This window comes from uncultured Roseicyclus sp. (assembly GCF_937892565.1).
Lineage (GTDB): Bacteria > Pseudomonadota > Alphaproteobacteria > Rhodobacterales > Rhodobacteraceae > Roseicyclus.
Window position 1 is genome coordinate 1 of sequence record NZ_CALAHQ010000027.1, and the last position, 14453, is coordinate 14453.

Annotated in this window: 14 protein-coding genes and 1 pseudogene; 4 read left to right on the forward strand and 11 right to left on the reverse strand. The window is 65.7% G+C overall.

Going from position 1 to position 14453, the window contains the following annotated elements:
• The 4 genes from Q0094_RS04065 to Q0094_RS04080 all read right to left on the reverse strand — a co-directional run.
• On the reverse strand, positions 1-752 hold a 752-nt coding region (locus Q0094_RS04065; RefSeq protein WP_297615520.1), incomplete at its 3' end, for an SDR family oxidoreductase.
• The gene (locus Q0094_RS04070; RefSeq protein WP_297615522.1) at positions 753-2321 is read right to left on the reverse strand and encodes an FAD-dependent monooxygenase; all 1569 of its coding nucleotides are present in this window, start codon (positions 2319-2321) and stop codon (positions 753-755) included.
• Positions 2318-3757 carry an aldehyde dehydrogenase family protein gene (locus Q0094_RS04075; protein WP_297615524.1) on the reverse strand — a complete coding sequence of 480 codons (1440 nt, stop codon included), beginning with the start codon at positions 3755-3757 and terminating at the stop codon, positions 2318-2320. Before Q0094_RS04075 ends, Q0094_RS04070 begins: the two co-directional genes overlap by 4 nt.
• Entirely contained in the window at positions 3754-4587 is an 834-nt protein-coding gene (locus Q0094_RS04080; protein ID WP_297615526.1) for an IclR family transcriptional regulator, read from the reverse strand. Before Q0094_RS04080 ends, Q0094_RS04075 begins: the two co-directional genes overlap by 4 nt.
• Before the next feature lie 281 nt (positions 4588-4868).
• On the opposite strand from Q0094_RS04080, the gene Q0094_RS04085 reads away from it, so the two are divergent.
• Positions 4869-5609, forward strand: a complete 741-nt coding sequence (locus tag Q0094_RS04085; RefSeq protein WP_297615528.1) for a sulfite exporter TauE/SafE family protein — start codon at positions 4869-4871, stop codon at positions 5607-5609.
• Positions 5610-5636: 27 nt separating this feature from the next.
• Here the strand turns inward: Q0094_RS04085 and Q0094_RS04090 are convergent, their stop codons facing one another.
• Together Q0094_RS04090 and Q0094_RS04095 are read right to left on the reverse strand one after the other, a co-directional pair.
• A complete protein-coding gene (locus tag Q0094_RS04090; protein WP_297615530.1) occupies positions 5637-6851 on the reverse strand; it encodes a LysR family transcriptional regulator in 1215 nt (404 codons plus the stop codon).
• The gene (locus Q0094_RS04095) at positions 6848-7723 is read right to left on the reverse strand and encodes an NAD(P)-dependent oxidoreductase (protein ID WP_297615532.1); all 876 of its coding nucleotides are present in this window, start codon (positions 7721-7723) and stop codon (positions 6848-6850) included. The genes Q0094_RS04090 and Q0094_RS04095 overlap by 4 nt, the downstream gene beginning before the upstream one ends.
• A gap of 172 nt (positions 7724-7895) precedes the next feature.
• On the opposite strand from Q0094_RS04095, the gene Q0094_RS04100 reads away from it, so the two are divergent.
• The 3 genes from Q0094_RS04100 to Q0094_RS04110 are packed head-to-tail and all read left to right on the forward strand — an operon-like array spanning position 7896 to position 10358.
• Positions 7896-8627 carry a PIG-L deacetylase family protein gene (locus tag Q0094_RS04100; protein ID WP_297615534.1) on the forward strand — a complete coding sequence of 244 codons (732 nt, stop codon included), beginning with the start codon at positions 7896-7898 and terminating at the stop codon, positions 8625-8627.
• The gene (locus Q0094_RS04105; RefSeq protein WP_297615536.1) at positions 8624-9298 is read left to right on the forward strand and encodes a 4-carboxy-4-hydroxy-2-oxoadipate aldolase/oxaloacetate decarboxylase; all 675 of its coding nucleotides are present in this window, start codon (positions 8624-8626) and stop codon (positions 9296-9298) included. Before Q0094_RS04100 ends, Q0094_RS04105 begins: the two co-directional genes overlap by 4 nt.
• Positions 9291-10358: a 4-oxalomesaconate tautomerase gene (locus Q0094_RS04110; RefSeq protein WP_297615538.1), complete on the forward strand. Its 1068-nt coding sequence runs from the start codon at positions 9291-9293 to the stop codon at positions 10356-10358. The genes Q0094_RS04105 and Q0094_RS04110 overlap by 8 nt, the downstream gene beginning before the upstream one ends.
• Here the strand turns inward: Q0094_RS04110 and Q0094_RS04115 are convergent.
• The 5 genes and pseudogenes from Q0094_RS04115 to Q0094_RS04135 all read right to left on the reverse strand — a co-directional run.
• Entirely contained in the window at positions 10355-11104 is a 750-nt protein-coding gene (locus Q0094_RS04115) for a sulfite exporter TauE/SafE family protein (RefSeq protein ID WP_297615540.1), read from the reverse strand. The two genes, Q0094_RS04110 and Q0094_RS04115, sit on opposite strands and share 4 nt — an antisense overlap.
• A 35-nt stretch (positions 11105-11139) precedes the next feature.
• On the reverse strand, positions 11140-11379 hold the full coding sequence (locus tag Q0094_RS04120) for a hypothetical protein (RefSeq protein WP_297615542.1): 240 nt from the start codon (positions 11377-11379) through the stop codon (positions 11140-11142).
• A gap of 62 nt (positions 11380-11441) precedes the next feature.
• Positions 11442-13106 (reverse strand): thiamine pyrophosphate-binding protein, encoded by a 1665-nt coding sequence (locus Q0094_RS04125; protein ID WP_297615544.1) that lies wholly within the window; start codon positions 13104-13106, stop codon positions 11442-11444.
• Between the two features lie 8 nt (positions 13107-13114).
• Positions 13115-14215, reverse strand: coding sequence for a 4-oxalomesaconate tautomerase (locus Q0094_RS04130; RefSeq protein WP_297615546.1), 1101 nt, complete (start codon positions 14213-14215; stop codon positions 13115-13117).
• A gap of 10 nt (positions 14216-14225) precedes the next feature.
• Positions 14226-14453, reverse strand: a pseudogene (locus tag Q0094_RS04135) (tricarboxylate transporter); the annotation flags it as partial.

Sequence of the window (14453 nt, forward strand, 5' to 3'; positions counted from 1 at the left end):
GCTTTCAGCGCTGCAATCTCAAGCTGGGCGGCCAGCCCGCCATCGACCTCAAGGTTCACGCCGCGCACCCATGCCGATGCGGGGCTGGCCAGGAACGCCACGACCTCGGCCACCTCGTCAGCGGTGCCCGCGCGGCCCGACAGCGCGATGCCCCGCGCCGCACGCAGGCCAAAGGCTGTTTCGAAATCAGGCAGGATGCGGGTGGCAATCGCCGCCGGGCTGACGGTATTGGCCCGCAAGCCAAGCGCCAAAAGCCGCGCGGTGTTGGCTTTCGTCCAATAAATCACCGCTTCCTTCGACAGATCATAGGCGCGCACGGGATCGATGCGTTCGAGGGCCACGAAATCCGCGATCTCGCCCTGCGACAGGGCCACAAACCGCTGCACCTGAGCGAGGTTCTCGCGCCAGCGGGCACCTGCCTTTGAGGCAAGGCTGACAATCGCCCCCCCCGGCGGCATCAGCGGCAGAACCCTTTCGGTCAACCGCGCCAGACCGTGATGGTTGACGGCCAGCACCGCCGCCTCGGTTCCCGGCCGGGGTGGCAGGCCCGCGGCATTGACCAGCGCATCAAACCGGCCCGAAACCATCAGGGCGTCGATGCCGGACGGGTCCGACAGATCGGCGCAAAGCCATTCCTCGGCCAAAGGCGGCTCGGCCAGATCGACGGCGATGATCCTCGCACCCATGGCCGAAAGCCGCGCGGCGCTGGCCGCCCCGATCCCATGCGCGGCCCCGGTGATCACGACCCGCATCTAGGCCCCCCGCCCCGTTGCCCGGCGCAAGACCGCCCCGGCATCCGCCCCATCCTCGATCCAGGCCACGAAATGATCGGGCCGCACCAACAGCGCATCCGTTCCATAGGCATCGCGCAAGCCGCCGCGCGCCACCGGCACGACGGCCAGCGGCACGCCCATGGTGGCCGCGCTGGCGCCCAAGGCAGCGCCCCGCGCGCCATCTTCGGCAAACAGGGTAAACCCTGCGCCCAGACGGTCAAAGCTGGTCGTTCCATCCGGCAGATCGCGCGGCGACAGATGATGGCCGGGGCGCGCGGTGTGGGTATGGCTGCCCTTGGCGCTGGGTCCACCACGGCCACCGATCAGCGGCGAGCCTTCGTAATGGGGCTCGAACGCCATCACCTCATCGGCGTCGAGATTGCGGCCATACCACGCGGCCTCGAACCCGGCACGGTCGCGCGCGGGGTCGTGGGTCTCCAGAAAGGCGCGGTCTTGGGTAATGAAGCGCTCGATGAAATCGCGCGCGGTCGACGCAAAGACCGGGCGGCGTTCGGCATCATAGCTGTCAAGCAGGCTGGGATCACCCCAACCCTGCAAGACCGCGGCCAGCTTCCATCCCAGATTGCGCGCATCCTCAAAGCCCGTGTTGATCCCGTAGCCGCCATAGGGCGGATGGCTGTGGGCCGCATCACCCGCCACGAAAACCCGGCCCCCGCGATAGCAATCGGCCACCGCCACGCGCAGATCCCACAAGCCCACATAGTCAAGCTCCAGCGCGAATTTCTGACCCACCGCGCGGGTCAGCATGGCTTCGAAATCATGATTCTCACGCGTCGTGCCAGGTGGCACGGGGGCGTGGAAAAACCAGCTGAGCCCGTGATCGACGCGGCCGAAGAACTGCCAATAGCCTTCGAAATCGGGATGAAGAACGTTGTAGAACGCCTTGCCGGGAAAGCGTTTGAGAAGCTCGTGCAATTCGGGCGAACGAAACACCAAAAGCGCCATGACCCGGTTGTGATCGGCCAGCGTTTCGGCGATGCCGGCGGCTGCGCGCAGGAACGAACGGCTGCCATCACAGCCCACGGCGTAGCGCCCCGTCAGCGTCTGGCGCGCGCCACCGTCGGCCTGTTGGATCGTCAGCGTGACGCCATCGGCACGGTCTTGCGTGAACCCCACCCCCGACCAGCCATAAAAGACAGTGATCGCATCGATCCGGGCGGCGCGGGCGCGCAGCACGGCCTCGGTGGCGTATTGCGGCAGACGGGCATTGGCGCAGCGGTAGAAATCGCGCACATGGGCGCGGTTCAGCCAATCGTAATGATAGTCCGACAAGAGCGTGCCATAGGTGGTCATGCCGCCGATGCCCGCGCCGGGCGGCAGCGGAAAGGCGCTGCGCAAGTCCGCCTCGCAGCCCCAGGCCAGAAAATGCTCGGCCGTGCGCTGGGTCAGGTTCTGACCCTTTGGGATCGGCTGGGGCTGATGATGGCGTTCGATCACCGCCACGCGCACGCCGCGTTGGCCCAATTCGATGGCAAGCCCCATGCCGACCGGGCCGCCGCCATTGATGATGATGTCAAAACGGGTCATCGGCCGATCACGCCTTGTTCCATGTAGATGTGCTTGGTTTCCAGAAAATCATGCAAGCCCTCGGGCCCGTGCAGGCGGCCCAGACCGGACTTGCCATAGCCGCCTGTCTCGGCCTCGGCGAAAAGCTTGAGGTGCGCGTTCAGCCAGACCGTGCCCGCCCGGATCGCGCGCGCCACGCGGGTGGACCGCGCCAGATCGCGCGAAAACACCGATGCGGCCAGCCCATAGGGCGTGGCATTGGCGCGCGCAACCGCCTCGGCCTCGTCATGAAAGATCTCGACCGAGACGATGGGGCCAAACAATTCCTCTTGCACGAGGGGCGATTGCAGATTGTCGATCCGAAACAGCGTCGGCGTCAGGAATGCGCCCTTGTCCAAGGGGCCGCCCCTGAGGATCATCTGCCCCTCATCGCCCGCCTGTTCGATCAGCCCCATCACGCGCTTTTGGTTGCCTGCATCGATCAGCGACCCCATCTGGCTCTTCGGGTCATGGCCCGGCCCGGTGCGCACCGCGCGAAAGGCATGGGTGATCTTTTGCTCGAATGCGGCCGCGATGGGCGCATGCACCAGAAAGCGCGCCGCCGCGACACAGATCTGGCCCGCCATGGCGAGCGATCCATGGGTCAACTCATGCACCGCATGATCGAGGTCGGCATCGTCAAAGATCACGGCGGGCGCCTTGCCGCCCAATTCCAGCCCCACCCGCTTGAGCGACGGTGCCGCTGCCGCCATGATCGCCGCCCCCGTGCGGCTGGAGCCGGTAAAGGAAATCACGTCGATATCGGCCGAGGCGACCATGGCCTGACCGACCGCGATGCCGTCTTCGTTGACCGAATTGATCACGCCCGCCGGTAGCGACGGTGCAGCAGTGATGGCGGCCATGATGCGCGCATGCACCAGCGGCGTCTGAACAGCAGGCTTGATCACCGCCGTGCAGCCCGCCGCCAAGGCCGGGGCCAGCGACCGCATCAACAGCGTGACGGGCGCATTCCATGGCACGATCACACCGGCCACCCCCGCCGCTTCGCGGTGAAACAGCGACAAGCTGCCCGGCGCGATTTCCTGCATGCTGCCACGGATGTTGCGCGCAAGGCCCGCATAATAGCGCGTCTCGGATATGGCGGCCATGGTTTCGCCCATGGCCTCGGCGCGCAGCTTGCCGTTTTCCATCACGACCAGATCGGCAATCTCGGATCTTGCGGCCTCCAGCCTGTCGGCGATCTCGAACAGAACCTGGGCGCGCAGGCGCGGCGCTTGCGACCAGGACGTGCCGAAAAAAGCCGTCCGCGCGGCGCGTGCCGCGTCATGGACCAAAGCAGCGCTGCCAAGGTGATACTGGCCCGCAAGGCTGCCATCGGCGGGGTTCAGGCTATCGCCAAGCCCGCCTTGGGCGACCCATGCGCCGTCAATGAAATGCGCCGCCGGTTGGATGGTCATGGCATGGATCTCCGAAAGGTTCGGGGTTGCAGCGGGGCCGCCTGTGATGGTCGCGACGCGGGCGCGCTTGGGGGTGGCACCGCACGGCCGGTCAGGATGCCCGCAACCGCGGCAACGCTGTCTTTCACATCGCGCCGGATCATGGCGAGCCGGTCATCATCCATGTCCTTGGCCAAGCTGGTCAGGCACAAGGCACCGACGGGCGCACGTGGCCCCGCAAGGATCGGCGCGGCCACGCCCACCACACCCGGCGTGATCTCGGCCCATGCGGTGCAGATGCCGTCGCGCCTGATCTTGCGAAAATCGGCCATCAGCGCCTCGGGCGTGACGCCCGGATCGGCCATCTCGTGCAGATGATCGGCCATCAGCGCCTCTTGATCGCGGCGGGGCAGAAAGGCCAGGATCACCCGCGACACGGCGCCTTTGGTCAAGGGCATGGGCCGCCCGCGGGGATAGCTTGATCGCGTCCGCGCCGTCGACACCTCCGAGGCGATGCACAAGGTCTTGCGCCCATACCAGCGGGTGATGAAGACCGCACAGGGGTGGCGCGCCGCCAAGATCTTGAGCAAGGGCGCCCCGGCCGTGATCAAGGGGTCGGATTTGCGCATCAGGAAATCAAGCTCGGTCACCCGCGGCCCAAGTGTCAGCGCATCGCCGGGTGCGGATACAAGATAGCCCATGGATTTCAGGGTCTTGAGATAGCGATAGAGCGTCGGCCGGGAATAGCCGAGCCTGGCCATGATCGCCTCGGGCATCCAGTCGGGCTGCGCCTCGGTGAACAGATCAAGGATCGTAAGGATGCGCGCGCCGCTGTTTGAACCGCTGCTCATCGCGGCCCCTGCCCAACAGGACACAAGCCAGTGCAGCGCCTTGTGACCCCATCCGTCATGGATCGTGCTGCCCCCACCGCTGGCCCGTTGCAAAACGTTCCAAATCCCAATAATCGAGATTCCAGCCCCAGACCATACCAAAGTTGCGACTTGGCAATCCCTCACCCGGTCACGTCCCGCCGCGCCAGACCGGGCGATCGGGGCTTGCGCCAGAGACGCGTCGGGGCGAACAGGAACACGGGCCGGCACACGCGGTTCGAATGCGCGAAAAGGCGGCTGACATGAGCCAGACGGACATCTTGCTTGCCCTGATCGGTCTTGGACTGGGTGGTGTGCTCAAGGGCGCGACCGGGGCCGGGGCACCGGTGATCGGGGTTCCGGTTCTGGCGGTGATTTTCAACGTGCCGATGGCGGTTGCGATTTTCACCATCCCGAATCTTCTCACGAATATCTGGCAGGGCTGGCAATATCGGGGCGACCAGATCTCAACCCGTTTCACGCTGATCTATGCCGGGACGGGGGCGCTTGGAGCAGGGTTCGGCTCGATGCTTTTGGCGTTCTTGCCCGGTGCGGTGCTGATGGGTGTCGTCGCGGGCGTTGTGCTGCTTTACATCGCGTTCCGGGTGCTGCGCCCCGATTGGCATCTGTCGCGTCCCATGGCCGACAGGCTCTGTGCGCCGGTCGGTCTGATCGGGGGCATGATGCAAGGCGCAGGCGGCATTTCCGCGCCGGTATCCGTGACCTTTCTCAATGCGATGCGGCTTGATCGCAAGCAGTTCATCGCCACGATCGCGGTGTTTTTCTGTGCCATGTCCGTGGTGCAGATCCCGCTGCTGGCGGGACTTGGCATCATGACGGGCAAGATCGCGCTGCTGAGCCTCGCGGCGATGGTGCCCCTGTCCGCCGGCATGCCCATCGGCGCATGGCTGGCAAGGCGCGTATCGAAAGCGGCCTTTGACAAGATCATTTTGCTGCTTTTGACCGTGATTGCCGTCAAGTTGATGTTTGACGCGCTGATCTAGGGCCCCCTGGCGCTTGCGGGCGGTTTGTCAGCCATCAGGCACCACGGCACCGGTGGCTTTCGCATCATCGGGGGCTGCGGCGTGCAGACAGGCCAGCAAATCGGCCTGAACCGCCGTCGGCACCCAGGCTGTGCGTGTCGTGATCCCAATGGGTCGGGCGGGCAGATCGGCCCCAATGGGCAAGCGGATCAAATGCCCGCGGCGCAGATCCGCGGCCACCTGTGCGCCCGAGATGCATCCAAGATACCCCGCCTCTACCACCAGTTCACGCAAGATCAGCGCCGACCCGGCTTCGACCACCCCCATTGGCGGCGCAAGCCCCGCTTGCGCAAACAGCGCCTCGAATTGTGTCCGACCCGGCGCCCCGCTGCGCGGCACCACCCAATCCGCCCCCATCAAGGCAGCCATGCCCGACCAAGGCGCGGACAAGGCCGGATGGCCGGGGGCCGCCACCAAGGCCAGACGGTCATGAAACACGACCTCTTGCACCACATCCGCCACCGGTACGGGATCGCGAAGCGCGCCCAGAAGCACGTCGATCTCACCGCGCTGCAACGCCGCCAGCAATTCGGCATAGGGCCCTTCGATGACCGCCACGGCGCGGCCGGGGCGGCGCTGGCGAAACGCGGCAAGCGCGCGGGGCAGCCATGCGGCCCGTGCAAGCGGCAAGGCACCCACACGGATCAGACCATGGGTGCTTCCGTCCAACTCGGCCAGTTCTGCCTCAGCCTGTGCCAGTTCCGCAAAGGCCAGCCGCGCCGCATGCGCCAATGTTTCGGCCGCGCGACTGGGATGCAACCCGTTGGGCGTTCGGGTGAACAGGCGCCGGCCGGCTTCGGCCTCCAGCGTGGCGACAGCGCGTTGAAGACTGGGCGCGCGCAAGCCCAAGGTGCGGGCGGCCAGCGCAAAGCTGCCTGCCGCGACCACAGCGCAAAGCGCGCGCAATTGCGCCGCCCGCGCGATCAGCCGCACGCGCGGACCCAGATCATCAAGCGCGGGATCCAACACCGCAAAAGCCCGACCGATCCGCCCACCAAGCAGGCGCCCCCGCGCGGTCAAGACGCCCCTCGCGCGCCGTTCGAACAGCGGCCCCCCGGCGCGCTGTTCCAACACCGACAAGGCCTGAGTAACCGCTGGCTGCGACAAGCCTGCCCTTGCCGCCACCGCCGTCAGGCTTGGCATGTCGCTGAGCGCCAGGAACAACCGCAGATGGCCCAGATTGTCCGAAAGCCCCCGGTTCACAGCCGCGCCAGCACGCCGTCAAGGCGGGCGATCAGATCATCCGCACCCGGATCCGCGCGGGTGGCGGCAACGATGTCTTGCCATTCGGCGGTCGCGCGGCTGAGGCCGGGGTATAGCCCCAAGCCTTCGACGGTTTTGGCCACCTCGCGCAGTTCGGCGGCGCGGCGGACGCCATGCACCATCATCCGTTCCATGTTGTAAGCCCCGCGCTTGCGCCACGCGATATCGGGGTCGGATGCCTCGAGCGAGGCGATCACCTGATCCTCGACGCCTGCACGGCGCGCGGCAAGGAAACATTCGGCCACCAGCGCCTCCAGACCCTTGATCATCACCGAGCGCAGCATCTTGATGGTTGACGCCGCCCCGACCCTATCCCCCACCACCTCGGGGCGCATGTTCAAGGCACGCAGGGCTTGGGCGGCGGCGCCGGCCTTGGGGGCGGCCAGCTTGATTGGCACAAGATGTTTTTGGGGATGAACGGGCGCCATGATCGCCATATCGATGTAATGTGCACCCGTGGCTTCGATCATGGCGGCGGCTGCGCGCTTTGTGTCAGGCGCGCAGGAATTGCCGTCAAGCCATAGCGCGCCGGGAACAAGCGCCCCCGAAGCGGCGGCCGCGCGCGCGGCATCGGCGGCACGATCGGCTGTCACCAGACAAAAGATCAGATCGGCGTCGGCAAGGGCATCGGCGATCGCAGGCGCACCTCGCACGCCAAACGCCGCTTGCCGCGCCTGCATGGCCTGTGCCAGATCGGGGGTGTCGGTCTGGATGTCAAAAGCCGCAATCCGGGCGGGATCGGATGGGGTCCATCCGCTGACGAATGCCATGGCGGCCTCGCCAAAACCAATCATGGCAATGTTACGGTTCATGGGCTTGTTTCCTTTGAAAACTGGTGCTGATCCAGGCGCTGAACGCTGGCATGCATCCCCGGACTTGTCGAGCCGCAGTAGCCAAATCTTATGAGGCTGGACAAGGTTTGGATTTGCCTGCGCGCCGCTCCGGACCCATGATGACCGCGCGTTTTGAGAAAGGACCGCCACCATGACCGAACACCCCACCGCATTGATCCTTTCGGCGCATGCCGCCGATTTCGTCTGGCGCTGCGGCGGCGCCATCGCGCTGCATGCGCAGATGGGCACCCGCGTGACGGTGGCCTGTCTGTCCTTTGGCGAGCGCGGCGAAAGCGCCAAGCTTTGGAAAGAGGGCAAGAGCCTCGATGAGGTCAAGGCGATCCGCCGGGGCGAAGCCGAAGCTGCGGCCGAGGTGCTGGGTGTGCATGATCTGGTTTGCCTTGATCTGGGCGATTACCCCCTGCATCTGGAGCGCGAGGATAAATTCGCGCTCGTCGATCTGATCCGCAAGGTGCAGCCCGGCTGGATGATGAGCCATAGCCAATACGACCCCTACAACACCGACCATATGTACATGACGCAAATCGCGCTTGAGGCGCGGATGGTCGCGCAGGCTTGGGGCCATAATCCCGGCCAAAAGGTTCTGGGCGCGCCCCAGCTTTACCTGTTCGAGCCGCACCAGACCGAACAGATGGGGTGGAAACCGGATGTCTTTCTCGACATCACGCCCGTCTGGGACAAAAAGCGCGCCGCGATGGAGCATATGGGTGGCCAATCCCATCTGTGGGAATACTACACCCGCGTGGCCCAGCAGCGTGCCAACCATTTCAAGCGCAATTCCGGCGGTCAGGCGGGCGGGCGCGATTGCAAATATGCCGAAGGTTTCCAATCGGTGTTCCCGCGCACGGTGGATGCGCTGTGAGCGGGGTGGTGGTGCAGACGATCCCGCGCGCCAATCCCGATGTGATCGCGGGTCTGGCACGCGCGGGCGTGGCAACTGTTCATGAGGCGCAGGGGCGCACAGGCCTGATGGCGGCCGGGATGCGCCCCATCCAGGATGGCCGCGCCATCGCCGGCAGCGCCGTGACGATCAGCGCGCCGCCCGGCGACAACTGGATGGTTCATGTTGCCATCGAACAGCTCCAACCGGGCGACATTCTGGTGCTGGCCCCCACCAGCCCCTGCGACAATGGCTATTTTGGCGATCTTCTGGCGACATCGGCCATGGCGCGGGGCTGTGTCGGGCTGGTGATCGATGCGGGGGTGCGCGATCTGCGCGACCTGCGGGCCATGGGCTTTGCGGTCTGGTCCACCGCGATCAGCGCTCAGGGCACGGTCAAGGAAACGCTGGGGTCGGTCAACATCCCCATCGTCTGTGCCGGGGCTGCGGTTCAGCCCGGCGATGTGATCGTGGCCGATGATGATGGCGTCTGCGTCGTGCCCCATGCGCACGCCGCCAATGTTCTGGCCGAGGCGCAAAAGCGCATCGCAGCCGAAGAAGCCAAGCGCATCCGGCTCGCCAAGGGCGAACTGGGCCTTGACATGTACGGCATGCGCGACCGGCTTGCCGCCAAGGGCCTGCGCTATGAATGACGGCATCCCCTGTTTGTGGATGCGGGGGGGCACATCAAAGGGGGCCTATTTTCTGGCAAGCGATCTGCCCGACGGGCGGGCGGCGATCGATGATCTGCTCTTGCGGATCATGGGCAGCCCCGATCCCCGCCAGATCGACGGGATCGGGGGCGCGGATCCCTTGACCTCAAAGGTGGCGATCTTGTCGCCTTCGGGCCGGGCGGATGCCGATGTGGATTACCTGTTCTTGCAGGTTTTCGTCGATCAGGCGCTTGTCAGCGACGCGCAGGGATGCGGCAACATTCTGGCCGGTGTCGGCCCCGCCGCCATCGAACGCGGGCTGGTCGCGGCGCAGGCGGATGAGACGCCGGTGCGCATCCACATGGTCAACACGGGCGAAGTGGCCGTGGCGCGCGTGGCAACGCCGGGCGGCCGCGTCAGCTATGATGGGGCGGCGCGCATCGACGGGGTGCCGGGCAGCCACGCCGCAATTCCCCTGATGTTCTCGGGGCTTGCGGGGTCGATGACAGGCGGCGCCATGCTGCCCACGGGCCGGGCCGTGGACCGGATCGAAAGGGTGGCCTGCACGCTGATCGACATGGGCATGCCCATCGTGGTGATGGATGCGGCCGATTTCGGCCTGAGCGGGCAGGAAACCCGCGAGGCGCTTGATGCCGACGCGGCGCTCAAGGCGCGGATCGAGGCGATCCGCCTGATCGCGGGGCCGATGATGGGCCTGGGCGATGTGCGCTTGAAAAGCGTGCCCAAGATGACGCTGGTGTCGCCCGCCCTGTCGGGTGGCACGATTTCGACGCGCAGCTTCATTCCCCACCGCTGTCATGCAACCATCGGGGTATTTGCCGCCGTCAGCGTGGCGGCCGCCTGTGTGTTGCCCGAGGGACCGGCGGCGCGGCTGGCTCAGCGGGCCGCAGGGGGGCTGTTTCGCATCGAACACCCCACGGGCGCCGCCGAGGTGATGCTGGATCGTGACGCAACAGGCGATGTGGTGGCTGCGGGCACCCTGCGCACCGCACGCAAGCTGATGGAGGGGCTGGTCTTTCCGGGGCCCGCCCGCGCCTAGCCCATGATCCCCTGATAGATCAGGCGCAGCGAGATCAGGATCAAAAGCGCATCGAGCGCGATCTTGAAATTCCGCTCGCTCATGCGGTTCAGCATCAGCCCGCCCGCATAGGTTCCCAAAAGACCTACCGCGATCATCGCCACAATCACCCCCGCCCAAGCGCCAAAGGCAAAGCCCAGGAAACCGAACACCAGCACCTTCAGCAGATGCTGCGCGGTCATCAGTGTCGCATGGGTGGCGACATGGGCATGGCGGTCAAGCCTGAAGGATTTGGTGAAATTGGCGACGAAGACCCCCGTCGCGCCGAAAAACATCGTCAGAAAGCTGGAAATGCCGCCCGCGAGCCAAGGCTGGCTGGTCAGCCAGGCGGGCGGCTTGGCCAGGACAGACCAGATGATGAACAGGCCCAGACCGATCTGAACCAGACTGGGCGGCAGATCGATCACCACCACCCCACCGATGGCCGATCCGATGACAGAGCCCAGCAAGAATCCCGGCAAGGCGGGCTTGTGGACAAAGCGCACCAGCATCGCCGCGCGCCCGGCGTTCGAGCCAAACTGAACCATCCCATGCACCGGGATGATCGCTGCGGGCGGCATGACGCTGGCCATCACCACCAAGACCAGCGCACCGCCCCCGATCCCCAGGGCCGCCGTGATGAACGAGCCGATAAAGCTTGCCCCCATCAAGGCCCAGAACGCCAGCTCGCTCAGCCCTTCGGGCAGTTGAAACAGCCCGTCAAGCATGTGGATGACACTGGTCAGGATGGTGCGAAAAACGCCTAGCGGCTTTCAATTCCTGCCCCTTCAAACAGGGTCCGTGGCGTGGGCACGAATACCTCCGCCTCCAAAGCGCCAAGCGCGCGGGACAGGCGCGCGCGCTCGGCCAACACATGGTTGAACTGCACATCGCACCCCGCGATCGGCGTCGGGTATTGCGTGATCTCCTTGGCGATGGCCGACAAGGCGCGGCGCAGCGCGGCTTGGGCGATATCGCGGCTCTCTTCGTAGTATTCGGCCATGGACGACCATCCGGAAATGCTTGCATACCTTGGTATGCAAATTTCAGGCACCTCTGCAAGTCCTAGGATTTCGCGGGATGCGCGCGCCGGATCACCGGGGATGCGATCTGGTCCGAGATCGGGACATCAACCAGCATCGCGCCCCCCTGCCCGGCGAATTCGGCGATCAACCCCGGCACAGCGGCCAGATCACCCACCCGCGCCCCCCTGATCCCGAAACCACGCGCGATGGCGGCCAGATCCGTATGGCCGAACACCGCGCCCGCATCCGACAGCCCCTCGGCCCTGAGCTTGTGAATTTCCGAGCCGTAAGCCCCGTCATTCAGGGCCACAATCAAGATCTTGAGCCGATGGCGCGCGATGGTTTCCAACTCCTGCACATGCATGAGCAAGCTGCCATCGCCGTCAAACAGCACCGTTGGCTGGTCAGGGCGTGCGGCGGCCACCCCCATGGCAAAGGCCAGCCCGTTGCCGATTGCGCCGAATTCGCGGATGGTCAGGAAACGCGCCTGCGCGCGCGATGGCATCTGGGCCACGAAATAGGAACAATGGCCCGAAGAATTCACCATCTCCCATGCCTGCGGCAGATGCGCCTCAAAAGCTGCCACCACATCGCGCGGATCATGCAGGCCGGGAATAGGGGCAAATTCGGTGCTGTCGGCGGGTGCAGTGGCAATCCAATGTGCCAGCGCCGCTGTGCGCCAGCCAAGATCACGGGGCGCAATGGCCGCCAGTAGCGCCTCGACCCCCAGGCTTGCGTCAGCGCGCAGATGGCTGTCGGCCGCGATGCGCCCTTGGGCAAGGGTCATGGGCTGGATGTCGATCTGAAGCACGCGTGCCTTGGGCCAAAGCTTGCCCCCATCGGCATTGTGATGGCTGAGCGAGGTGCCGACCGCCACGATCAGATCGGCCGTTGCAAAGCAATCGCGCGCCGTTTCCGTCGCAAAGCCGCCCGCGACATTGAGGTTGAACGGATGGCCTGCGAACAGCCCGCGCGCGGGCAGCGTGGTGGCCAACAGACCGCCCAAGCGATCCGCCAGAGCCGCGCAAGCGGGGCCCGCGCCGGCGTCAACTGCCCCCAGACCCGCCATGACAACAACCCGCTCAGCCCCCGCCACCAGCGCCACCGCACGCGCCAGATCATCGGGGTTGGGCGGCATGGGCGATGCCGTGGGCATCAGATCGGCCGAAGCGGCGGGCAAGCCATCCGGCCCGGCCCATGCGGCGTTTTGCAGATCAAAGGGAATGCCCACCACCACCGGCGCGCGCGTCATCCGCGCCTCAAGAAAGGCATCGCGCAAGCCTTCGGCCAGACGCGCGGGGTGGTGCAACGCGCGGTAACTGGCCCCCGTCGCGGTCACAAAGGGGGCTTGATCGATCATCTGGTTGTACCAGGCCGATTTCAACGGCGCCTCACCCGCGAGGACCACCAGCGGAATGCGCGCGCGCACCGCCGCAGGCAGCGCCGTGGTCAGCTGTGTCAGGCCGGGGCCGCAGGTGACGGTGGCAAAGCCCACCCCGCCCGTTTTGCGCGCATGCGCCATTGCGGCGGCTACGGCGCAATGTTCATGGCGGACATAGATCATCGCGCACCCCGTCTCGGCCAGACGGGTGGCAAAGTTCATGTTCGCGTCCCCAAGCAGCGCAAAGCAGACACCGGGGCGTTCTTGGGCGGCCACATCGGCCAGGATGTCAAAGGCATGCCGCCCGGTGCTTGAACCGCCCACCGCGCCAATCACCCCTGCAACAGGCCCGGCGGGATCATCGCATGGCCCCGCGCGATCATGCGCGCCGTGCGCACCAGCCCCGCCGATTTCATCACGAAACCCGCCGCGGTCTGGTCGTAATCCACCGTCACCTCGATGATGCCCATGGGATGCTCGATCATCATCAGGGCGGGCACCTCATTGGGGATGACGCCCAGACCATCAGCGACGGTGCCGGGGGTCAGCGTACAGGCCGCAAGGCACTGGCTGCCCGTGACCGCCATCGAGGGGTGGCAATTCCACGGCATGAAATAGCGCGCCGAGATCGCGCCGCCGTGGCGGGGGGCGGACAAAAGCCCGATCTTGGGCATGACGGATTTGGTCACATCGCCCAGGCCCATGCGCCGCCCGGCTTCCAGCCGCATGGGTTCCATCCTGGCGTAAAGGTCGCGGTTGGCGTCCAGTTCCTCGGCGGTCTCATATCCGGTCAGGCCGAAATCGGCGGCGCGCGCGATCATCATCGGCATGGCCACATCCATCAAGGTGACCTCGATCCCGTCGATCACATCGCGGGGCTTGCCCGTCGGCAAAAATGCCCCGCAAGACGAGCCCACGACATCCAGAAATTGCAGCCCGACGGGGGCCGCCGTACCGGGCACGCCGTCGATCGCGGTTGAGCCCTCATAACTGACGCGCCCGCCGGGTGTCTGGACCCGCGCCTCGACCGTGGCGCCGGTGTTGACGGCCCGGATGCGCACAAGCGTGACACCGTCTTGCGCGGCCACCAGCCCCATCTCGATCGCGGCCGGCCCCACCCCCACCAGAATATTGCCGCAGGTGGGCTTGAAATCGACCAGCGCCTCTTCGACCGCCACCTGTCCAAAAAAGTAATCCACATCGATCCCCGGCTCATCGGAGCGTGACAGCATCGCCACCTTGGTGGTCACGGCCACGCCGCCGCCAAGACCGTCGATGTTTTGCGGATGGCCCGCACCCACAACGGCCACCAGCACGCGCGCGAGCGCTTCGCGATCCTCGGGCAGATCGGCGCGGTTGAAATACGGCCCGCGCGAGGTGCCGCCGCGCATGAACAAAAAGGGGATCGCGTCTTGATAGAGTGAGGTCGTCATTTTGATCATCTCAAGTGAAGGGCCAGGGCAGGTCGAAATAGCTTTGCAACAGACCCGGCGGGAAATCGCGGTTCAGAAGATCGGCGAAAAACAGGATGAAGCCAATCCCGATTGCGGCAAAGAGCACAGCTTTGGCCCATGTCAGACCCGCCCTGACCCGGAAAAAGCCCACAAAGAACAAGCCCAAGGCGATGACAAAGCCAAACAGCCCCGTCAGCGCCAGAAGGCCAAAGAACCA